This window comes from Bradyrhizobium sp. SZCCHNRI2009 (assembly GCF_032485115.1).
In the GTDB taxonomy this organism is placed as follows: Bacteria; Pseudomonadota; Alphaproteobacteria; order Rhizobiales; family Xanthobacteraceae; genus Bradyrhizobium.
The window spans coordinates 99,229-120,432 of record NZ_JAUEUH010000012.1; the positions used below are offsets into that span (position 1 = coordinate 99,229).

Annotated in this window: 20 protein-coding genes; 10 read left to right on the top strand and 10 right to left on the bottom strand. The window is 65.9% G+C overall.

The genetic code is table 11. The features are described from left to right. Positions 1 to 63 precede the first annotated feature (63 nt). The 3 genes from zapE to QX041_RS31445 form a co-directional block, all read right to left on the bottom strand. Positions 64 to 1,245 carry a cell division protein ZapE gene (zapE, locus tag QX041_RS31435; protein WP_316167766.1) on the bottom strand — a complete coding sequence of 394 codons (1,182 nt, stop codon included), beginning with the start codon at positions 1,243 to 1,245 and terminating at the stop codon, positions 64 to 66. A 153-nt stretch (positions 1,246 to 1,398) separates the two neighbouring features. Next, a complete protein-coding gene (gene thpR / locus QX041_RS31440) occupies positions 1,399 to 1,977 on the bottom strand; it encodes an RNA 2',3'-cyclic phosphodiesterase (RefSeq protein ID WP_315715923.1) in 579 nt (192 codons plus the stop codon). Positions 1,978 to 2,182: 205 nt separating this feature from the next. Then, on the bottom strand, positions 2,183 to 2,815 hold the full coding sequence (locus QX041_RS31445; protein ID WP_316167767.1) for an arylesterase: 633 nt from the start codon (positions 2,813 to 2,815) through the stop codon (positions 2,183 to 2,185). A gap of 55 nt (positions 2,816 to 2,870) precedes the next feature. Between QX041_RS31445 and QX041_RS31450 the strand changes: the two genes are divergently transcribed. The 4 genes from QX041_RS31450 to QX041_RS31465 all read left to right on the top strand — a co-directional run bounded on the left by QX041_RS31450 (position 2,871) and on the right by QX041_RS31465 (position 7,916). Beyond that, positions 2,871 to 3,608, top strand: a complete 738-nt coding sequence (locus QX041_RS31450) for an ABC transporter ATP-binding protein (protein ID WP_316167768.1) — start codon at positions 2,871 to 2,873, stop codon at positions 3,606 to 3,608. After that, positions 3,605 to 6,175 carry an ABC transporter permease gene (locus QX041_RS31455; protein ID WP_316167769.1) on the top strand — a complete coding sequence of 857 codons (2,571 nt, stop codon included), beginning with the start codon at positions 3,605 to 3,607 and terminating at the stop codon, positions 6,173 to 6,175. The genes QX041_RS31450 and QX041_RS31455 overlap by 4 nt, the downstream gene beginning before the upstream one ends. Before the next feature lie 264 nt (positions 6,176 to 6,439). Then, complete coding sequence (locus tag QX041_RS31460) at positions 6,440 to 7,231, top strand: Bax inhibitor-1/YccA family protein (RefSeq protein ID WP_316167770.1); 792 nt, start codon at positions 6,440 to 6,442, stop codon at positions 7,229 to 7,231. Between the two features lie 157 nt (positions 7,232 to 7,388). Next, complete coding sequence (locus QX041_RS31465; protein ID WP_315716183.1) at positions 7,389 to 7,916, top strand: GNAT family N-acetyltransferase; 528 nt, start codon at positions 7,389 to 7,391, stop codon at positions 7,914 to 7,916. 45 nt (positions 7,917 to 7,961) lie between these two features. On the opposite strand, the gene QX041_RS31470 is transcribed toward QX041_RS31465, so the two are convergent. The 3 genes from QX041_RS31470 to acnA form a co-directional block, all read right to left on the bottom strand. Continuing rightward, positions 7,962 to 8,327, bottom strand: a complete 366-nt coding sequence (locus tag QX041_RS31470; protein WP_315750627.1) for a DUF2794 domain-containing protein — start codon at positions 8,325 to 8,327, stop codon at positions 7,962 to 7,964. A 420-nt stretch (positions 8,328 to 8,747) separates the two neighbouring features. Further along, positions 8,748 to 9,530: a DUF1223 domain-containing protein gene (locus QX041_RS31475; RefSeq protein ID WP_316167818.1), complete on the bottom strand. Its 783-nt coding sequence runs from the start codon at positions 9,528 to 9,530 to the stop codon at positions 8,748 to 8,750. Between the two features lie 188 nt (positions 9,531 to 9,718). Continuing rightward, positions 9,719 to 12,436: an aconitate hydratase AcnA gene (acnA, locus tag QX041_RS31480; RefSeq protein ID WP_316167771.1), complete on the bottom strand. Its 2,718-nt coding sequence runs from the start codon at positions 12,434 to 12,436 to the stop codon at positions 9,719 to 9,721. Positions 12,437 to 12,659: 223 nt separating this feature from the next. On the opposite strand from acnA, the gene ccmA reads away from it, so the two are divergent. The 5 genes from ccmA to QX041_RS31505 all read left to right on the top strand — a co-directional run bounded on the left by ccmA (position 12,660) and on the right by QX041_RS31505 (position 15,918). Continuing rightward, on the top strand, positions 12,660 to 13,289 hold the full coding sequence (gene ccmA / locus QX041_RS31485; protein WP_316167772.1) for a heme ABC exporter ATP-binding protein CcmA: 630 nt from the start codon (positions 12,660 to 12,662) through the stop codon (positions 13,287 to 13,289). Between the two features lie 316 nt (positions 13,290 to 13,605). Then, on the top strand, positions 13,606 to 14,274 hold the full coding sequence (gene ccmB / locus QX041_RS31490; protein ID WP_315715915.1) for a heme exporter protein CcmB: 669 nt from the start codon (positions 13,606 to 13,608) through the stop codon (positions 14,272 to 14,274). Positions 14,275 to 14,367: 93 nt separating this feature from the next. After that, complete coding sequence (locus tag QX041_RS31495; protein ID WP_316167773.1) at positions 14,368 to 15,144, top strand: heme ABC transporter permease; 777 nt, start codon at positions 14,368 to 14,370, stop codon at positions 15,142 to 15,144. A 1-nt stretch (position 15,145) separates the two neighbouring features. Continuing rightward, positions 15,146 to 15,325 (top strand): heme exporter protein CcmD, encoded by a 180-nt coding sequence (ccmD, locus tag QX041_RS31500; protein WP_315715913.1) that lies wholly within the window; start codon positions 15,146 to 15,148, stop codon positions 15,323 to 15,325. Beyond that, positions 15,322 to 15,918, top strand: a complete 597-nt coding sequence (locus tag QX041_RS31505) for a DsbE family thiol:disulfide interchange protein (protein ID WP_315715912.1) — start codon at positions 15,322 to 15,324, stop codon at positions 15,916 to 15,918. The genes ccmD and QX041_RS31505 overlap by 4 nt, the downstream gene beginning before the upstream one ends. Before the next feature lie 302 nt (positions 15,919 to 16,220). Here QX041_RS31505 and QX041_RS31510 read toward each other — a convergent pair whose 3' ends face one another. Together QX041_RS31510 and ftsY are read right to left on the bottom strand one after the other, a co-directional pair. Beyond that, positions 16,221 to 16,823 (bottom strand): septation protein A, encoded by a 603-nt coding sequence (locus QX041_RS31510; RefSeq protein ID WP_316167774.1) that lies wholly within the window; start codon positions 16,821 to 16,823, stop codon positions 16,221 to 16,223. 85 nt (positions 16,824 to 16,908) lie between these two features. Then, a complete protein-coding gene (gene ftsY, locus QX041_RS31515) occupies positions 16,909 to 17,856 on the bottom strand; it encodes a signal recognition particle-docking protein FtsY (RefSeq protein WP_315825769.1) in 948 nt (315 codons plus the stop codon). A 59-nt stretch (positions 17,857 to 17,915) separates the two neighbouring features. Between ftsY and QX041_RS31520 the strand changes: the two genes are divergently transcribed. Beyond that, positions 17,916 to 18,815: an RNA pseudouridine synthase gene (locus tag QX041_RS31520; RefSeq protein ID WP_316167775.1), complete on the top strand. Its 900-nt coding sequence runs from the start codon at positions 17,916 to 17,918 to the stop codon at positions 18,813 to 18,815. A 53-nt stretch (positions 18,816 to 18,868) separates the two neighbouring features. On the opposite strand, the gene mtaB is transcribed toward QX041_RS31520, so the two are convergent. Next, positions 18,869 to 20,191 (bottom strand): tRNA (N(6)-L-threonylcarbamoyladenosine(37)-C(2))-methylthiotransferase MtaB, encoded by a 1,323-nt coding sequence (mtaB, locus tag QX041_RS31525; RefSeq protein ID WP_316167776.1) that lies wholly within the window; start codon positions 20,189 to 20,191, stop codon positions 18,869 to 18,871. Next, on the bottom strand, positions 20,188 to 21,054 hold the full coding sequence (dapF, locus tag QX041_RS31530; RefSeq protein WP_316167777.1) for a diaminopimelate epimerase: 867 nt from the start codon (positions 21,052 to 21,054) through the stop codon (positions 20,188 to 20,190). The genes mtaB and dapF overlap by 4 nt, the downstream gene beginning before the upstream one ends. Between the last annotated feature and the right edge of the window lie 150 nt (positions 21,055 to 21,204).

The window sequence follows — 21,204 nt, forward strand, 5'->3', positions numbered from 1 at the left end:
TTGGCGTGGCCTTTTCGCGGCTGTGTGCCCGGCGGCTGGCGTTCGCCAAAACTCCAGTATTTGTCAGGTTTCGACCAACCCCGTGGAAGTCCCAGATGCCGCCGAGTCCTTCCGCCCGTGCGGCAGGGCCAGATAGGAGTCCGAACCCATCTCGATCAGGCGCGAGGTGGTCCGCTTGAACTCCATGGCCTCGGTGCCCTCGGTCGCGACGTAGAGCGAAATCGGGTCGGCTTCGGCGGAGGCGATCAGCTTCACGGCGTTGTCGTAGAGCGTATCGATCAGGGTGATGAACCGCTTGGCGGCATTGCGCTCGGCCAGATCCATGACCGGAACGTGATCGATCAGGATCGTATGATAGTCGTGCGCGAGCCGCAGATAGTCCGAGGCCGCCAGCGGCTTCTCGCAGAGATCGGCAAAATCGAAGCGGGCGACGCCGTTGGCGGAGCACGGGACGTGCAGGATGCGCCCCTTGATCGTCATGTCGCGCGGCTTGCACTTGGCGTGGCCCGTGAGCCGCGCCCAGGCATTGTCGAGCGCCGCTCGCGCGTCGACATCGGCCGGCACCAGCCACATCTTCACGCCGGCCAGCTTCTCCAGCCGGAAATCGGTGCGCGCGTCCAGCCGCATCACGTCCATGTGGTCGGCAATCTGCTTGATGAAGGGCAGGAACAGCGCGCGGTTGAGGCCGCCTTTGTAGAGGTCTTCAGGCGCGACGTTGGAGGTCGCCACCACCACCGTGCCGAGCTCGAACAGCCTGGCGAACAGACGTCCCAGGATCATCGCGTCGGCGATGTCGGTGACATGGAATTCGTCGAAACAGAGCAGCCAGGCCTGATCGAAGATCGCCTGCGCCGTGAGACCGATCACATCGGCATCGGCGAGTTCGCCGCGCGCGATGTTCTGGCGGTAGCCGTAGATGCGCTCATGCACCTCGGCCATGAATTCGTGAAAATGCGCGCGGCGCTTGTGCTCGACGGGACAGTTCTGGAAGAACAGGTCCATCAGCATGGTCTTGCCGCGCCCGACCTCGCCATGGACATAGAGGCCGTTCGGCGGCTCGCTCTTGTCGGCAAAAAGGCGGCCCAACAAGCCTTGCTTGCGCGTGGGCTTGTAGGTGGAGAGCCGGCGCTCCAGCGCCGCCAGGGCGTCGGCGACCTCGGCCTGGGCGAGGTCGGCCTCGATCGCACCGGTATCGACCAAAGACTGATATTGCGCGCGGAACGCGTCTGACGGAGTGGACAGCATGAGCCCACTCTAGGTCATGAGACTTACGGAAAATGCAATCCGCAAATGGTGGAAGCCGCCATGCGTCGGAGCCGTGAGGTCGTGGTATATGGCACGCAAACGCCGCCGTGATCGTTAGTCCGGGGCTAACGACGTTCGTCTTCGCTCCCGGCCTCAGCGAACGGCTGGCTTGAACGACCCCGCTGCAGACCTCACCCCCGGCGAGAGGTCGTAGGCGTCCTCGACCACATAGGGCCCGCCGCCGGTCGAGGCACGCGACGAAAACAGCACGAAGCGCTCGGCCATGAACACGCGACTCGGGAAATAGCCGCGGACGGAGAGATAGTCGGCGACATCCTGGCTCGACGCATCGTGCAGCCGCGCCAGCGTCACGTGGGGCACGAATTTGCGGCCCTCCGGATCGAGCCCGATCCGCTGCATGAGCCGCTCGAGCTCGGCCTGCAGCTCGATCAGGGGGCGGCTCGGCGCGACGTTGGCAACGACGGCGCGCGGCTTGCGGCCGCCGAAGCTGGAGAGACCCTGCACCGTCACTTCGAACGGCTTGCGGTTCACCCGCCACAGCATCGAGGCGATCTCGTTGGCGGAGGCGCCGTCAATGTCACCGATGAAACGCAACGTCACATGGTAATTTTCGGGATCGATCCAGCGGGCGCCGGGGAGGCCACCGCGCAAACCGGAAAGCGTGTGGCCAACCTCGGCCGGGATTTCCAGTCCAGTAAACAAACGCGGCATCGTTTCAGGACTCCCGATGCTGGAGGCTGATCTCGAAAATTGACGAGATCATGCCTTCAAGAAATGATCGACGACGAATCGCCAATGCATCATTCCTACCGAACTTATATGACTCCGCGACGGAAGGCTGGTTAACGCCGGTAAAAGCTGCGGAAAACCCGGTCCTTAAGGTTATCGCAAATGATCGACGCGGCGCTTCGTTCCGTCATTGCCCACGAAGCGGACGCAGGAATGCTTCCGCCGTAGGCAACAGCCTGGACACGATGATGTCGACGCCCGCCGCAGTGGGGTGGATGCCGTCGGCCTGGTTCAGCTTGGCGTCGGCGGCGACGCCATCGAGGAAAAATGGATACAGCGGCACGTCGAACTGCTTGGCGAGATCGGGGTAGATCGCGTTGAATTTCGCGGCGTAGTCGCTGCCGAAATTCGGCGGCGCCAGCATGCCGCACAGCATCACGGCGATGCCCCTGGCCTTCAGCCGGGTCACGATCTCGCTCAAAGCCTTGCGCGCCACGGCGGGATCGATGCCGCGCAGCGCGTCATTGGCGCCGAGCTCGACGATGACCGCTTCGGTCCCCTCCGGCACCGACCAGTCGAGCCGGTCGCGGCCGCCGGACGAGGTGTCTCCGGACACGCCGGCGTTGGTGAGGTCGATCGGCAGCCCCTTGGCCTGCAACGCCTTCTGCAGCTTGGCTGGAAACGCATCCGAGGCGGACAGGCCGAGTCCCGCGCTCAAGGAATCGCCGAGAACGACGAGCTTGATCGGCTTGACGGCCTCGGCACCCGCGAACGCGGGCCCGACTGTCATCAAGGCGAGCATCAACACGAGTATGTGCACGAAGATATGTCCGCGCCTCTCGACCCGGCTTGCGGAGTTGCCATATGACCGAGCCATGGACAGTCTCATCGAAACCTCGCCTTTGGCCGGCCTTGCGCCGGACACCATTACCATCTCGAACGTCAACCTCTCGCTCGGCACCGGCGCGGCGCGGGTCCATATCCTCAAGGACATCAGCCTGCGGGTGGGACAGGGCGAGACGATCGGTCTGATCGGACCGTCGGGCTCTGGCAAGTCCACATTGCTGATGGTGATGGCGGGGCTGGAACGTCCTGATGGGGGTGAGGTGGTGGTCAACGGGACCGCTTTCAATGCCCTGGACGAGGACGCTCTGGCCCGGTTCCGCGGCCGCCAGGTCGGTATCGTCTTCCAGTCCTTCCATCTGATCCCGACCATGACCGCGCTGGAGAATGTCGCGGTGCCGCTGGAGCTGGCCGGACATGTCGGCGCCGCCGAGCGTGCCGCCCGCGAGCTGGATTCGGTCGGACTCGGACACCGGCTGCACCACTATCCGACCCAGCTCTCGGGCGGCGAGCAGCAGCGCGTGGCGCTGGCGCGGGCACTTGCGCCGGACCCGGCCATTCTGGTGGCCGACGAGCCGACCGGCAATCTCGACGAGACCACCGGACGGCAGATCGTGGACCTGCTGTTCACCAAGCATGCCGAGCGCGGCATGACGCTGGTGCTGGTGACCCATGACAGCGGGCTTGCGCATCGTTGCGACCGCGTGGTCCGGCTGCGCTCGGGGCGAATCGAAGCCGACGGCGGCGCGCACGAGCCGGCCCTCGCATGACCACCGTCGCTGAACCGATCGCAGGCGGCCGCATGGCCGCGCTGCCCGTGCGCTACGCGCTGCGCGAGCTGCGGGGCGGCCTGCGCGGCTTCTACGTCTTCATCGCCTGCATCGCGCTGGGCGTGCTCGCCATTGCCGGTGTCGGCTCGGTGGCGGCGAGCCTCAACGACGGCCTTGTTCGCGAAGGACGTACGCTGCTCGGCGGCGACGTCGCCTTTTCACTGTTTCAGCGCGAGGCCAAGCCGGAGGAGATCGACTTCCTGCGCTCGCGTGGAACGCTGTCGCTGGCTGCGACCCTGCGCGCCATGGTGCGCTCGGGCGACGCCAAGCTGGCGCTGGTCGAGCTGAAGGCGGTCGACAACGCCTATCCGCTGCTCGGCAAGGCCGAGCTCCAGCCAGATCTGCCGATGGCCGACATCCTGGCCGAGCGCGACGGCGTCTACGGAGCTGCAGCGGATCCGGCGCTGCTGGCTCGGCTCGATCTGAGGATCGGCGACACCGTTACCATCGACACGGTCCGCTTCCAGATTCGCAGCGCGCTGCAGGCCGAGCCCGACAAATTGTCCGGCGGCATCGGCCTCGGGCCGCGCTTCCTGATCAGCGAGGCGGGCCTGCGGGCCACTCCGCTGCTGCAGCCTGGCAGCCTGGTGCGCTGGACCTACCGGGTCCGGCTGCCCGACAATGCCAAGGACGATCACGCCGCGGCGTCCTTCATCGCCGATACCCGCCTGACGCTGCCGTCGGCCGGATGGGAGATCCGCAGCCGCAGCAACGCCTCGCCGCAACTGGAGCGGACGATCGGCCGCTTCACCCAGTTCCTCACCCTGGTCGGTCTCGCCGCCCTGCTGGTCGGCGGCGTCGGCGTCGCCAATGCGGTCAAGAGCCATGTCGACCGCCGGACCGAGGTAATCGCGGCCTTCAAGGCCCTCGGCGCCACCAGCCGCGACGTGTTCGGCATCTACCTCGTGCAGGTGATGGTGCTCGCCACGATCGGTTCGATCATCGGCCTCTGCGCCGGGGCGGCCCTGCCGTTTGCCATCGTCGGGCTGTTCGGCAACATCCTGCCGCTGCCCGTGATCCCGGCCATTCATTCGGACGAGCTGGCGCTGTCCTTCGTCTATGGTCTGCTCACCGCACTGACGTTCGGTCTGTGGCCGCTCGGGCGCGTACGCGACGTGCCGGTGGCGGCGTTGTTCCGCGAGGCGGTCATCGCCGAATGGCACCGTCCGCGCTGGAGCTATCTGGTGCTGATCGCGGGCACCGTCGCGCTGCTGATCGCAGTCGTGATCGGCCTGTCCTACGACAAGCGCATCGCAGCCGTGTTCGTCGTCGCCGCCGCGCTGGTGTTCGTGCTGTTGCGCGGCATTGCCGCCGCGGTGATGGCGATTGCGCGCGCCCTGCCGCGCAGCCGCTTCCCGATGCTGCGGCTGGCGGTCAGCAATATCTATCGCCCGGGCGCGCTGACACCGTCCGTGGTGCTGTCGCTCGGGCTGGGACTCGCCGTGCTGGTCACGATTACCCAGATCGACGGCAATCTGCGACGCCAGTTCCTGGCTCAACTGCCGGAACAGGCGCCGTCGTTTTTCTTCATCGACGTCCCCTCCGGCGAGGCCGACCGCTTCCGCGACTTCCTCAAGGACCTCGCCCCTCAATCCACTGTCGAAGACGTGCCGATGCTGCGCGGGCGCATCGTCTCCGCCCGCGGCGTGCGCGCCGAGGACCTCAAGGCGACAACTGACACCGAATGGGTGCTGCAGAGCGACCGGGGCCTGACCTATACCGCCGAGGTTCCCAAAGGATCCAAGGTCGTCGAGGGAGAGTGGTGGGGCGAGACCTACAGCGGCCCGCCGCTGGTTTCGATCGAGAAGCGGATCGCCGACGGTCTCGGCCTCAAGCTCGGTGACGACATCGTGGTCAACGTGCTCGGACGCGACATCACGGCGCGGATCGGCAACATGCGCACCATCGACTGGCAGGGGCTCGGCATCAATTTCGTGCTGGTGTTCTCCCCGAATGCCTTCAAGGGAGCGCCGCACACCCATGTCGCCACCCTCACCGAGGCGCGCTCCGATACCGCCGAGGATGCCCGTGTCATCCGCAAGGTGGCCGACGCCTTCCCGATGGTGACCAGCGTGCGGGTCCGCGAGGTGATGGAGACGGTGGGCTCGGTGGTCTCCAACCTCGCGCTCGCCATCCGCGGCGCCAGTGCGGTGACGCTGATCTCGGCCATCCTGGTGCTGGGTGGCGCGCTGGCGGCCGGCCACCGCCACCGGGTCTATGATGCCGTCATCCTGAAGACGCTGGGCGCGACAAGGCTGCGGCTGCTCGGCGCCTACGCGCTGGAATATCTGATGATCGGGTTTGCCACCGCCGCGTTCGGCGTCATCGCCGGCTCGGTGTCCGCCTGGCTGATCGTGACCCGGCTGATGACGTTGAGCTTCGCCTGGCAGGCCGGCAGCGCCGCGCTGGTCGTCGTGGCCGCGCTGATCTTGACGGTCGGCCTCGGTCTGGCCGGCACGCTGCTGGCGCTCAACCAGAAGCCGGCGACGGTTCTTCGGAATCTGTAGCGGCTTGCGCGCTCATGCCGCACGGTTAACGCGATTTCTGCGGCTGGGACGCGCGCGGAGCGACATTCAGCCGCGCGTGGAAGCTTGCGGCGGATATGCTAGTTTCCCATCTAGGGAATGGGCTCAGAGACCTGCCAAAAGATGGCGAATTTGCCGATGACGCAAATTTAATATCTGCAGCAGTGGGTATGAGATAGGGTTTTTCGAGAACCGGCCGAAGGTCCTGTCAGGACCGGGCTGCCGGGCAACCAACGGGAATCGACCATGTCGGACCTAGACCGCAACTATGCTTCACCCTTTGGCCGGGTGGCCGGGCGCGCCGATGCCGCGACCGTCGACGCCGGTCTGCGCGCCTACATGCTGCGCATCTACAATTACATGAGCATCGGCCTGGCCATCACCGGCCTTGCGGCACTGGGGGTCTACATGGCGTCGGTGACCGGCGATCCGGCGGCCGGCGTGTTCAAGTTCGGTAACGCCTATCTGACGCAGTTCGGCTACGCGATGTTCGTGAGCCCGCTGAAGTGGCTGTTCATCCTGGCCCCCCTGGTCATGGTGTTCGCGATCTCGGCCGGCATCAACCGCTTGGCGCCGACGACCGCACAGATCCTGTTCTGGGTGTTCTCGGCCTTGATGGGCATCTCGCTGTCGTCGATCTTCCTGGTGTACACCCACACCTCGATCGTGCGGGTGTTCTTCATCACCGCGGCGACGTTCGGCGCGCTGAGCCTCTACGGCTACACGACCAAGCGTGACATGACGGGCATGGGCTCGTTCCTGTTCATGGGCCTGATCGGCATCGTGCTGGCGAGCCTCGTGAACCTGTTCCTGGCGAGCTCGATGCTGCAGTTCATCGTCTCAGTGATCGGCGTGTTCGTGTTCGCCGGCCTGACCGCCTGGGACACGCAGCGTCTGAAGAACGAGTACATCTACGGCTACGCTTCCGCGGGCGGCGACATCGCGGAGCGCGCGGCAATCACCGGCGCCCTGTCGCTGTACTTGAACTTCATCAACCTGTTCACGCTGCTGCTGCAGTTGCTCGGACAGCGCGACTGATATCCAACCGCTCGAACGAGCGACCTTCGAAGCCCCGGCCTCACCGCCGGGGCTTTTCGTTTGCACAAACCCCGATTGTGACCGGCGCAAAGCCGCAGCGGCAGCCATGCCGCGAGGCCGGATTGATCGCCGCGTCCGCCTGGGTATGCTTCCCCCCATGTCCGACATTGAAATCCGGCCCACCCAGGAGGCCGACCTTCCCGCCATCACCGCCATCTACGGCCAAGCCGTCCGCGAGGGCACGGCCACCTTCGAGCTCGACCCTCCGGATCTGGCGGAGATGACGCGCCGCTTCCGGGCGCTCCGCGACGGCGGCTTCCCCTATTTCGCTGCCCTGCTGGACGGAGAGGTGGTGGGCTATGCCTATGCCGGGCCCTACCGGCCCCGCCCTGCCTATCGCTTCACGGTGGAGAACTCGGTCTATCTCGCTCCGGCCAGCCAGCGTCGCGGCATCGGGATGCGCCTGATGCGGCGGCTGATCGACGCCTGTGAGGAGGGAGGCTTTCGCCAGATGATCGCCGTCATCGGCGACTCCGCCAATTCCGGCTCGGTCGGGCTGCATACCGCCTGCGGCTTCCAGATGATCGGCACCCACCCGAGCGTCGGCCTGAAATTCGGCCGCTGGCTCGATACTGTGATGATGCAGCGCCCGCTCGGGGCCGGGAGCAGCGACGTCCCGGCGTAAGGCAACGCCAATCGGAATGTCATGATCAAGCCGGAACGCGTGGGATCAGACCAGGGCTGGTTTGGGCGCGATCACCAGCAGCACGCGCTCGAGCTCGTGGCCGCGGCGCAGGATCAGCCCGGTGGCCGAGATCACGCTGTACATGCCCTGCTTGCGTGCGAGACGCGGATCCTTCTCGATGCGGTAGATCGGCACCTCGGACGCCCGGCGAAACACGGAGAAGACGGCCCGGTCACGCAGGAAGTCGATTGAATAGTCGCGCCACTCACCGTCGGCGACCATGCGGCCGTAGAGGTTCAGGATGCGGTTCAGCTCCAGGCGGTCGAACGTCACCCGGCTCGGCGCTGCGGCCGCACTGCGCGCCGCCGCGCGGTTCTCGCTGGGGTCGGCGTCCTCCGGCGTGAGGTTCATTGGCGTCCTCCTGTCATCCGTGTGACATGATCGCGCCATCCGGCAGAAGCCGCAAGGGGCCGTTTTCGTTGTTGAAGTTCGACCGAGCCTGCGAGGCCGTCGGTTCCGCGAACACGCAAGCGTCACGGGATCGTTAGCAGAATCATAATCGCGCCGTCTTTCCGCCCACCGACCGCCCCCGACCTTCGGCATAAGATTCGTGTGCGTTGGCCCGGTCCTTTCGGTTCCGGATTCCTCAGCCCCCAGCCCCCCGGGGTCGTCAGGATCGGGTCTATTCACAAGTAAGGCAAAGGGCCAACGCAAGTTGGTCCTTTTGCTTTTCTGGCGTGAGCTGCACGTAAGATTGTCGGGACGCGCCGTCGCACGGACGTGACGCGCCTAACGCAGGTCAGCGAAAACGAAGATCAGGACGACGGAAGATCAGCGCTCGGGACCGCGCGCTGCTGCTGAAGCCCGTCCGCCCAACGGCAACTCGGAAAAGGCGGCCCCGAGCATCGGCCCAGGGCGGTCGCGACTGCCGTCCTGCACATAGACGACGGTGCCATCGACGCCCTCGCGGGCGATCTTCTCCAGCGGCACGCTCCATCTGACCGGCGACCCATTCCAGTCACCCAGCTTCTGAAGACCGCGAACGACGTTGTAATAGGTCAGATCACGGCCGCTGTTCTCGCCGCGGCCGACCGAGATCGGGACCACCCGCGAGATCGAGCAGACCCAGACCTCGCCGTGCTTGCGCGGCATCTGGTCGTTGGCCGCGGCCACGGAGACAGTAAGGTCCTGGCCGTCGACCGACAGCCTCACCGGCACCGACATCACGCTGCCACCCTGGACGGTCTCCTCGATGGCGCCCTCGATCGCCTCGCGGTCGCTGCCGATCACATGCACGGAGCCGTTGACCACCGCCTGCGGCGTATAGACCTCGCGGTCGCCGCGCGCACGAGAATAGGCCCGCTGCCGGGCCGTGAAGCGGGAGTCGGCCAGCGTGTCCTTCCAGCCGAGATAGTCCCAGTAGTCTATCGGCAGGGACAGCGCGATCACCGAAGGATCTCTGGCGAGCTCGCCGAGGATCTTGTCAGCCGGCGGGCAGGACGAACAGCCTTGCGAGGTGAAGAGTTCGATCACCGCACGGGGATCGGACGCAGCGGGCCGGACGAAAGCGATGACCGCACAGACACTCAGCGCTGCGCGCGACCACCACGACATCTGTCCACTCATCGCCACTGTCCCGTCTGGACCACCGTCCGCTGCGCCCTGTGCATCACTGCATCCGCGATGCCGTCCTCGTAGTTAACAAAACGAAAATGCAAAAGAGGCGGCCTTTGTCATAGGCCGCCTCCTTCATCACCCGCTACTCACTTCAGAGTGAGCCAAACTGTCGCATCGCGCGTTGGTTAAGCGGCGAGCTTGCGCAGCACGTAGTGCAGGATGCCGCCGTTGCGGTAGTAGTCGAGCTCGTCGAGCGTATCGATCCGGCAGAGCAGCGGCACCTGCTGCGCCGCACCGTCGGCCGAGACGATCTCGGCGGTCAGGGTTTGGCGCGGCTTCAGGTCGCCTTGCAGGCCCTTGATGGTAACCTTCTCGTCGCCCTTGAGGCCGAGCGAGGACCAGGACGTGCCTTCCTGGAAGGTGAGCGGCAGCACGCCCATACCCACCAGATTGGAGCGATGGATGCGCTCGAAGCTCTGGCAGATCACGGCACGGACGCCCAGCAGCCGGGTACCTTTGGCGGCCCAGTCGCGCGACGAACCGTTGCCGTATTCGGCGCCGGCGAACACCACCAGCGGCACGCCCTCTTCCTGATACTTCATCGCGGCGTCGTAGATCGACATCTGCTCGCCGTCGGGCCAGTGCTTGGTCAGGCCGCCCTCGGGAATGTTGCCGTCGGCACCCTTGAGCATGAAGTTCTTGATGCGGATGTTGGCGAAGGTGCCGCGCATCATGATCTCGTGATTGCCGCGGCGCGTGCCATACTGGTTGAAGTCCGCCGGGCGGACCTGGTGTTCGCTAAGGAACTTGCCGGCAGGCGAAGTCAGCTTGATCGAACCGGCCGGCGAGATGTGGTCGGTCGTGATCTTGTCGCCGAACAGCGCCAGCACGCGGGCCTCGACGATGTCCTTGATCGGCTCGGGCTCCTTCTTCATGCCCTCGAAATACGGCGGGTTCTGCACGTAGGTCGACGACATGTTCCAGCTATAGGTCTCGCTCTCGACCGTCTTGATCTTGCGCCAGTTGGTGTCGCCCTTGAACACGTCGGCGTAGCGCTTCTTGAAGATCGACGCCTTGACGAACTTCTTGACGAAGTCGTTGACCTCCTTGGTCGTCGGCCAGATGTCCTTCAGGTAGACCGGCTTCTTGTCCTTGCCGATGCCGATCGGCTCGACCGAAAGATCCTTGGTCACGGTGCCGGCCAGCGCATAGGCCACGACCAGCGGCGGCGAGGCCAGATAGTTGGCCTGCACGTCCGGCGAGACGCGGCCTTCGAAGTTGCGGTTACCCGACAGCACGGCCGCCGCGACCACGCCGTTGTCGTTGATCGACTTCGAGATCTCCTCCGGCAGCGGGCCGGAATTGCCGATGCAGGTGGTGCAGCCGAATCCGACGAGGTTGAAGCCGACCTTGTCGAGGTCCTTCTGCAGGCCCGAGTTGGCAAGGTATTCGGCAACCACCTGACTGCCGGGAGCGAGGGAGGTCTTCACCCACGGCTTGGCCTTGAGGCCCTTGGCGGCGGCGTTGCGGGCCAAGAGGCCGGCGCCGATCAGCACGCTCGGATTCGAGGTGTTGGTGCAGGAGGTGATGGCGGCGATGACGACGTCGCCATGGCCGATGTCGAAGTCCTTGCCCTCGACCGGGAAGCGCTGCGCAGCGTCGGGCTTCTTGTACTCCCCAGCCAGCGCGGTCGCGAAGCCTTCGGCCACCGCCGGCAGCGCGATGCGGCCTTCGGGACGCTTCGGACCGGCCATCGACGGCACGACGTCGGCGAGATCGAGGGTCAGCGTCTGCGTGAACACCGGGTCCGGCGACTTGGCAGTGCGGAACAGACCCTGCGCCTTGGCATAGGCCTCGACCAGCGCGACGCGCGGCGCCTTGCGACCCGAGGTCTTGAGATAGTCGATGGTGGCGGCGTCAACCGGGAAGAAGCCGCAGGTCGCGCCGTATTCCGGAGCCATGTTGGCAATGGTCGACTTGTCGGCGACCGAGAGATGGTCGAGGCCGGGGCCGAAGAACTCGACGAACTTGCCGACCACGCCGAGCTTGCGCAGCATCTGGGTGACGGTCAGCACCAGGTCGGTCGCGGTGACGCCTTCCTTCAGCGCGCCGGTCAGCTTGAAGCCGACGACGTCGGGCAGCAGCATCGACAGCGGCTGGCCGAGCATGCAGGCCTCGGCCTCGATGCCGCCAACGCCCCAGCCGAGCACGGCGAGACCATTGACCATGGTGGTGTGGGAGTCAGTGCCGACCAGCGAATCCGGATAGGCGACCTCGAAGGTGCCCTTGGTGCGGCCGATCGTCATCTTCTCCTTCTTGGTCCAGACCGTCTGCGCCAGGTATTCGAGGTTGACCTGGTGGCAGATGCCGGTGCCGGGCGGCACGACGGAGAAGTTCGAGAACGCCTTCTGGCCCCACTTCAGGAATTCGTAACGCTCCTGGTTCTGCTTGTACTCCTCGGCGACGTTCTTGCCGAACGCCTTGTTGTCACCGAAGTAGTTCACGATCACCGAGTGGTCGATGACGAGATCGACCGGCACCAGCGGGTTGATCTTCTCGGCATCGCCGCCGAGCTTCTGCATTGCGTTGCGCATCGCCGCGAGGTCGACCACCGCCGGCACGCCGGTGAAATCCTGCATCAGCACGCGCGCCGGGCGGAAGGCGATCTCATGCTCCAGCGACTTCTTGCGCAGCCATTTGGACACCGCGACGATGTCGTCCTTGGTGACGGTGCGGCCGTCCTCGTTGCGCAGCAGGTTCTCGAGCAGCACCTTCATCGAATACGGCAGCTTGGAGATGTCCTTGAGACCGTTCTTCTCGGCTGTGGGCAAGCTGTAATAGATGTAGCTCTTCGTTCCGACCTTGAGGGTCTTGCGACACTTGAAGCTGTCGAGCGAGGTCATGCGTGGAAATCCCAATTGATCTGTATACCCGGAGGGGGTATTTAAGAACCGTCAGCGCGAGGCGCCGAATGGCTTGCAGCGGGCGATTGTGTGCTGCATCAAGGTCGGGCTTATAGAAGCTTTCTAACTGCGCCGCCACAGAGACAAGCAAGTCCCGACGTGGCATCACCCACAAATTCTCACGCGCTAGCCATCAATTCCCTAGGGGCTGTCACGACGGGCCATGCAGGCGACTTCAACATTGTCTCCGAAGCTGTTCGGCCGCGACGTCAGATGCGTGCGCGGCGGTCGCGAGGTGTTCGCAGGACTAGCCTTCGAAGCGGTCGCGGGCGAGGCGCTGGCAGTGACCGGACACAATGGTGCGGGCAAGACATCACTGCTGCGGCTGATTGCCGGCCTGCTGCTGCCGGCGGGCGGCTCGATCGCCATCGAGGGCGGTGAGAGCGAGCTCACGGTGCCCGAGCAGGCGCATTATCTCGGCCACCGCGACGCGCTGAAGCCGGCGCTCAGCGTGCGCGAAAACCTGACCTTCTGGGCCGAATTCCTCGGCGGCGGCATCACGCGGCCGATCTCCGACTGCCTCGCGGCCGTCGGCATCGCCCACGCCATCGACCTGCCCGCCGCCTATCTGTCCGCCGGCCAGCGCCGCCGGCTGTCGCTGGCCCGCCTGCTCGCGGTGCCGCGCCTGCTCTGGCTGCTCGATGAACCGACCGCGGCGCTCGACGTCGCGGGGCAGGCGATGTTCGCGGGGCTGATGCGGGAGCATCTCGCCGGGGGTGGGCTGATTGTCGCGGCGACGCACGGCCCGCTCGGCATCGACACACGCGAGCTGCGGATCGGGGAGGCTCGATGATTCCCTCTCGCCTCTTCGCAGTCCCACCCACCGCTCTCTCCGTTCCCGCCCCCCTTGTGGGGGAAGGTCAGGGACGGGGGTGCCCCACGACGCGCTCTAACTTGTTTGACGAGATTCGGTCGCACCAACCAACGTCCCATCGGCGCGCCGCCTCCTCCCCCTTGCGGGGAGGGGGCGGCGGTCCACAACGGCAGCGTCACCTGGAGTCACCCCCCTCCCCAGCCCTCCCCCACAAGGGGGGAGGGAGCGCAGTTTGCGGGTCGAGGGAGCGCGGCTCACCATCTGCCATCAAGCAATCAGCCGAGGCCCTATCCGCATGACCGCCCTCGGTGCCCTCATCCGCCGCGACATCAAGATCGCGCTGCGCATCGGCGGCGGCGCGTTGATCGGCGTGCTGTTCTTTCTTACCGTCGTGGTGCTGATGCCATTCGCGGTCGGGCCGGATCTGGCGCTGCTGACCCGGCTCGGCCCCGCCATCCTCTGGCTCGGTGCCCTGCTCTCCAGCCTGCTCACCCTGGACCGGCTGTTCACCGCCGACCACGAGGACGGCTCGCTCGACCTGGTCGTGATGAGCCGGACACCGCTGGAGCTGGCCTGCGCCGCCAAGGCGCTGGCGCATTGGCTCGCCGCCGGCCTGCCGCTGGTGATCGCGACGCCCGTGCTCGGCCTGCTGCTCAACCTCGACGCCACAGCGACCGGCGCCGTCGCGCTGACGTTATTGGCGGGCACGCCTGCCCTGACCTTCATCGGCATGATCGGTGCAGCACTGGCTGTGACGATGCACCGCGGCGGGCTGCTGCTGGCGGTCTTGGTGCTGCCACTTTCGATCCCAGTGCTGATCTTCGGCGTCGCGGCGTCGCAGGCGGCCATCGTCGGCCCGCTGCCGTTCGGGGCGCCGTTCTCGATCCTGTGCGCATTGTCGCTGGTGAGTTTCGTGATCGGCCCGTTCGCCGCCGCGACAAGCTTGCGGAACGGGCTGGATTGACCCGCCGCCCGCCGGGGTTTGACCATGATCAACTCTTACCTAGCGGCGTCGTGCTGATTGCCTGCAACCGCTTCCGCCTTTAACAAGGGTCTCATGTCGCTGATCGACCTCGCCAATCCCACCCGGTTCCTTGCGCTGGCGGCGCGGCTGCTGCCGTGGCTGGCGCTGGTCACGGCCGCGCTGCTGGCTGCCGGCCTGTACCTCTCCGCGCTGGCGCCCGACGACTATCAGCAGGGCGCGACCGTCAAGATCATGTTCATCCACGTGCCCAATGCCTGGCTGTCGATGTTCGTCTGGAGCATCATGAGCATCGCCTCGCTCGGCACCTTGGTGTGGCGGCATCCGCTCGCCGACGTCGCTGCCAAGGCCGCCGCCCCGATCGGCGCCAGCTTCACGTTCCTCGCTCTCCTCACCGGCTCGCTGTGGGGCCGGCCGATGTGGGGCACCTATTGGGAGTGGGATGCGCGGCTGACCTCGGTGCTGATCCTGTTCCTGATGTATCTCGGCCTGATGGCGCTGTGGCGCGCGGTCGAGGATCCGACCCGCGCCGCCCGCGCTGCCGCCGTGCTGACGCTGGTTGGCGCGATCAACCTGCCGATCATCAAGTTCTCCGTCGACTGGTGGAACACGCTGCATCAACCGGCGTCGATGATGCGAATGGGCGGTCCGGCGCTCGACAAATCATTCCTGATCCCGCTGCTGGTGATGGCCGTCGGGTTCTCGTTCCTGTTCATTACCCTGCATGTCGCGGCGATGCGCAACGAGATCCTGCGCCGGCGCGTCCGCAGCCTGCAGATGATGCAGGCCCGCGCCTACACCACGGCCGCACCAGCCGACGATGCGGCAGGCCAGATCGCGGGAGCGGCTTGACATGGACCTTGGCCCCTATACCTCCTTCATCGCGACCTCCTATCTTGCAGCGGCGCTGGTCGTGATGCTGCTGATCGGCTGGATCGCCATCGACTACCGCACCCAGAAGGCGCGCTTGCGCGCGCTCGAGGACAGCGGCATCAGCCGTCGTTCCGGCCGCGCCGCGACGGATATCCAATGATCGAACAGGCTGCGACAGAGCCGGCGCCGCGGCGCCGCTCATTCCTCATGCTGCTGCCGCTCGTGGTGTTCCTCGGGCTGGCGGCGCTGTTCTGGTCGCGCCTGGGCAACGGCGACCCGTCGCGCATTCCATCCGCGCTGATCGGCCGCCCCGCGCCGGCCACGCCGCTGCCGGCGCTGCCGGAACTGGCGAGGGACGGCACGCCGGTGCCCGGCCTCGACCCGGCTGCACTCAAGGGCAAGGTCAGCATCATCAATGTCTGGGCATCGTGGTGCGTGCCCTGCCACGACGAGGCGCCGCTGCTGGTCGAGCTCGGCCGCGACAAGCGCTTCCAGATCATCGGTATCAACTACAAGGACGGCGCCGACAACGCCCGCCGCTTCCTCGGCCGCTACGGCAACCCTTATGACGTCGTCGGCGTCGACGGCAACGGCCGCGCCGGCATCGAATGGGGCGTTTATGGCGTGCCCGAGACCTTCGTCGTCGGCCGCGAGGGCACCATCGTCTACAAGCTGGTCGGCCCGATCACGGCGCAGAACATCGATGCGGTGTTGAAACCGGAAATCGAGAAGGCGCTGAAGGTGGGTTCGTAAGCCTCGCGCAGCCATCGGAGCTTCAGCGGCAAACACGCTCCTCTCTCTGCGTCGTCATTCCGGGGCGGCGCGAAGCGACGAGCCCGGAATCCATACTCACGAGCGGTCGTTTGGCGAAGACGGGCGCCACAGCCATCTCGCGTCACACGCCTTGTCGTGGTTATGGATTCCGGGCTCACGCCGCTGCGCGGCGCGCCCCGGAATGACGGCGCGGAGAACCTCGAAGCGAAGCAATCCGGAGCACCTACGGGCCTTGGATTGCTTCGTCGCTACGCTCCTCGCGATGACCGCGTTCGGGGCAGCTACCCCTTGCTCACATCCCCTTCCGCCGCATCGCTGGCTTCGAGCGACGCCGGGTCCTGGTGGTAGCACTTGATCAGCGGCATCTGGGCGATGGCGAAGATCATGGTCAGCGGCACGACGCCGAACGCCTTGAAGCCGACCCAGAAATCGGTGCTCTGCGTGCGCCAGATGATCTCGTTCAGCACCGCCATCGCGGCAAAGAACAACGCCCAGCGGAAGGTGAGGATGCGCCAGCCCGCGGGCGTCAGATTGAACATCTGATCGAACATGATCGCGATGAAGGAGCGATTGAACAGCAGCCCGCCACCGAGCACGGCCGCGAACAGTCCGTAGATGATGGTCGGCTTGACCTTGATGAAGGTCTCGTCGTGCAGCACCAGGGTCAGCGTGCCGAACACGATGACGACGACGGCGGTCACCAGCGCCATCAGCGGGACGTGCCGCGTCACGACATAGGACGCGATCAGCGCCGCGATGATCGCGACCATGAACGCGCCGGTCGCCGCGAACAGGTTGAACTTGGCGTTGACCACGAAGAAGATGATCAGCGGGCCGAGCTCGGTCGCGAGCTTGAACAGCGGGTGCGGCTGGGTCTTGTCCATTCCATGTCCTGTTGGCTGCAGCCACGGCAGCGGTTGATCCGGTCGTCTCGATCTGGCGGTGGGCCGGAGCCCGAGCGTGCCGACGTCAATCCTCGATGCCGGCGATCGCCCGCGCAAAATCTTTCGCGGCGAACGGTGAGAGATCATCGACCCCCTCGCCGACGCCGATGAAGTGCACCGGCAGCTTGAACTTCTCCGACAGCGCCACGAGGATGCCGCCGCGCGCCGTACCGTCGAGCTTGGTCATCACGAGGCCGGTGACGCCTGCCGTACGATGAAACGCCTCGACCTGCGACAGCGCATTTTGTCCCACCGTCGCGTCGAGCACGAGCAGCACCGCATGCGGCGCCGACGCGTCGACCTTGCGAATGACACGCACCACCTTTTCGAGCTCGTTCATCAGCTCGGCCTTGTTCTGCAAACGGCCGGCAGTATCGATCAGCAGGATGTCGCGGCCCTGCTCCTTGGCCGCGGTGATGGCGGTGAACGCAAGGCTGGCGGAGTCCGAGCCTTGAGCGCCGGCGATCACCGGCGCCTTGGTGCGCTCGCCCCAGACCTTGAGCTGCTCGATCGCGGCGGCACGGAACGTGTCGCCCGCGGCCAGCATCACCTGCCTGCCTTCGGAAGCGAATTTCTGCGCCAGCTTGCCGATCGTGGTCGTCTTGCCGGAGCCGTTGACGCCGACGACGAGAATGACGAACGGCTTGTGGCCCGGCGCGATCTCGAGCGGCTTCGCCACCGGCGACAGCACCTTCTCGACCTCGGTCGCGACCACCGCCTTGACCTCGTCGGCGCTGATCGCCTTGTCGTAGCGGCCGGTCCCGACGGCCTCCGCAATCCGCCCCGCGACCCGGGTGCCGAGATCGGCGCGCAGCAGCACGTCCTCGATGTCGTCGAGCATCGCGCGGTCGAGCTTGCGCTTGGTGACGAGATCGGCGACGGCCGTGCCGAGCGCGCCGGACGTGCGCTTCAGGCCCGCCGACAGCCGCCGCCACCACGACAGCTTGGGTGTTTCGGAGGTGGTATCGTTCATGGCGTGGTGTTAGCCCTTTCCATTCGCAAACGAAAGCTCACACCCGCGTTACGGTTTCCATGGACATTAACCAACCCACCGACGAGGAAATGCTCGCCCGCGTGCTCCACCGCGACGGGCTGATGCTGGTGATCGACAAGCCGGCCGGCATTCCCGTGCACAAGGGACCGAAGGGCGGACCGAACCTCGAAGCCTCCTTCGACGCGCTGCGCTTCGGCCTGCCGCGCCCGCCGGTGCTGGCGCATCGGCTGGACAAGGAAACCTCGGGCTGTCTGGTGCTCGGCCGTCATCGCAAGGCAACGGCGTCGCTCGGGCTTTTGTTCAAGCATGGCAAGATTTCGAAGACCTATTGGGCCGTCGTCGAGGGCGGACCTGACGCTGACGAGGGCGTGATCGAGCTCCCGCTCGGCAAGCTGAACGCCGAGCGCGGCTGGTGGCAGAAGCCGGATCCGAACGGGCAGCCAGCGGTGACGAAATGGCGGGTGCTGGGGAGGTCGTACTCTCTTGCCAGTCTATCCCTGAACTCCCCTCCCACTCGTGGCAACGACTCCCCTCCCCCTTGCGGGGAGGGGTCGGGGGTGGGGGTCCCCACGGGCAGTGTCGCTTGGAGCCACCCCCCTCCCCAACCCTCCCCCACAAGGAGGGACGGAGCGCAGCTGCCAACCGGAGAGGGAGAGTCGGTGCACTCCAATCGCAGTCCGCGACTCACTTGGCTGGCGATGGAACCGGTCACCGGCCGCACGCATCAACTGCGCGTGCATTCGGCAGCGTCGGGATGGCCGATCGTCGGTGACAACATCTATGGCAACGGCCCGCGCTTCGGCGAGCCGCGGCTGCATCTGCACGCACGCGAGATTTCGATTCCGCTGTCGAAAAACAAGCCACCGGTACACGTGGTGGCGCCGGCGCCGGTTCACATGCATGAGCGGCTGAGGATGTGCGGGTGGAACGGGGAGTGAGCCCATCTCTTTCCGCACCGTCATGGCCGGGCGAAGTCCCGGCCATCCACGTCTTAGTTCTTGGGGACAGCGTGGATGCCCGGGTCAAGCCCGGGCATGACGGAATTCTGGACTAACAGCCGGGCCCCATGATGCCCCGTGATCGTGAGCCTCTGCACGGTGCCTGGCAACGCAGTGGTCGTGGCGACCGGCAGATAATGCTCCGTCCGTCCCTGGGTCTCACTCTCGATCAGCACCTCACGCTGACAGCCGATCTCCTGCTCCAACCGCAGGCGTAACGCCGCCTCGCCCACCGCCCGCAATCGCCGCGCGCGATCGCGGATGACGGCGCCATCCACCTGCGGCATGCGACCGGCCGGCGTGCCCGGCCGCGGCGAATAGGGAAAGACGTGCAGGAAGGTTAGCCCGCATTCCTCGACGAGATCGAGCGAGCGCGCGAACATCTCCTCGGTCTCGGTCGGAAATCCCGCGATCAGATCGGCGCCAAGCGCGATGTCCGGCCGCAGCCGGCGCACCTGAGCACAGAATGCGATGGCATCGGCGCGCGCATGCCGCCGCTTCATGCGCTTCAGGATCAGATCGTCACCCGCCTGCAGCGACAGATGCAGATGCGGCATCAGCCTGGCATCATCCGCGAGCGCATCGAGCAGGTCGGCATCGGCCTCGATCGAATCGATCGAGGAGATGCGCAGGCGTCTCAACTCCGGCACGTGGCGGAGGATCTGCTTCACAAGCCGGCCGAGCTTCGGCGTGCCGGGCAGGCCGGCGCCATAGCTCGTCAGGTCGACGCCGGTGAGTACGATCTCGGCATGGCCACGATCGGCCAGCGCGCGGATTTGATCCACCACAGCGCCCATCGGCACCGAGCGCGAATTGCCGCGACCGAACGGGATGATGCAGAAGGTGCAGCGATGATCGCAGCCGTTCTGCACCTGCACGAACACGCGCGGCAGGCCGCGCTGGAAGCCGTCGACCAGATGCGGCGCCATCTCCATCACCGCCATGATGTCGGAGACGGCCACCTTCTCGGACGCATCGACGCCGAACCGTGGCACCGCCAGCGCCCGTGTGGTCGCACGCCACGCATCGGGCCGCAGCTTATCGTCATTGCCGATGACGCGGTCGACCTCGGGCATGGCGGCGAACATGCCGGCCTGCGTCTGCGCGGCGCAGCCGGTCACAACGATGCGCGCCGCGGGGCGCTCGCGCTTCAATTTGCGGATCGACTGCCGGGCCTGCGCCACCGCCTCGTTGGTGACGGCACAGCTGTTGATGACGATGGTGTCGTCGGCACCGGCCGCCTCGGCATGTTTCGCGATCAGCTCGGATTCGAACGCGTTGAGGCGGCAGCCGAAGGTAACGACGTCGACGCTCATGCGACGCTGGCGAACATCGACGGCTCGAACCGTCCCTCGAACTCGAACGTCGCGGTGCCCGTCATCAGCACGTGATCGTCGCGCTCGCGCCACTCGATCGTGAGCTCGCCGCCGGGCAGCCTCATCTGCACGATCCGGTTGGCACGCTTCAGCCTGACGGCCGCGACCGCTGTCGCACAGGCCGCCGAACCGCAGGCCTTGGTCAGCCCCGCGCCGCGCTCCCAGGTGCGCATCGTGATGTGGTCGCGATCGACGATGTGGGCGAGTGTGATGTTCGCACGCTCCGGGAAAATCGGATGGTTCTCCAGCAGCGGCCCGAAGCGCTCCAGATCATAGGCATTGACGTCGTCCACCCAGAACACCGCGTGCGGGTTGCCCATGTTGACGACCGAGGGCGAATGCAGGATCGGCGCATCGATCGGCCCGATCTGCAGCTCGATGTAGCGGGTGTCGCGGAACTCCTCGGCGAGAGGAATGTCCTGCCAGCCGAACTTCGGCGCGCCCATATCGACAGTGTAGAGGTCGGGCGCCGGCCCCTGCCAGCAGTTCAACAACCCGGCGCGGGTCTCGAACGTCGCACTGGTCTGGCCGGTCTTGCCGAACACCTGGCGCACCACGCAGCGCATGCCGTTGCCGCAGGCGCCGGACTCCGATCCATCATTGTTGTAGATGCGGATGAACGCTTCGGTGCCGTCGAGCCGCGGCGGCTGCAGCACCATCAGCTGATCGTAGGGCACCCGGGATGCCACCGCCCGCGCCTCGTCCGGCGTGACGACATGCTTCACGTCGCGCAGATCGACCACGACGATCTCGTTGCCGATCCCGTTCATCTTGACGAAGCTGTGGTTGGCCAGCGCGCTCATGAAAATATCCAAATTGTGTCCGCCTTATATGGCGAATGGCGCGGCATTGACCAGCCTGCAGAGCGACATGACGCATCTGTCATGGGACGCCGCGCCGCCGAGCATGTTAGGACCGGTTCATTCGCCGGCACGAACCGGGCAAAGCAGCAC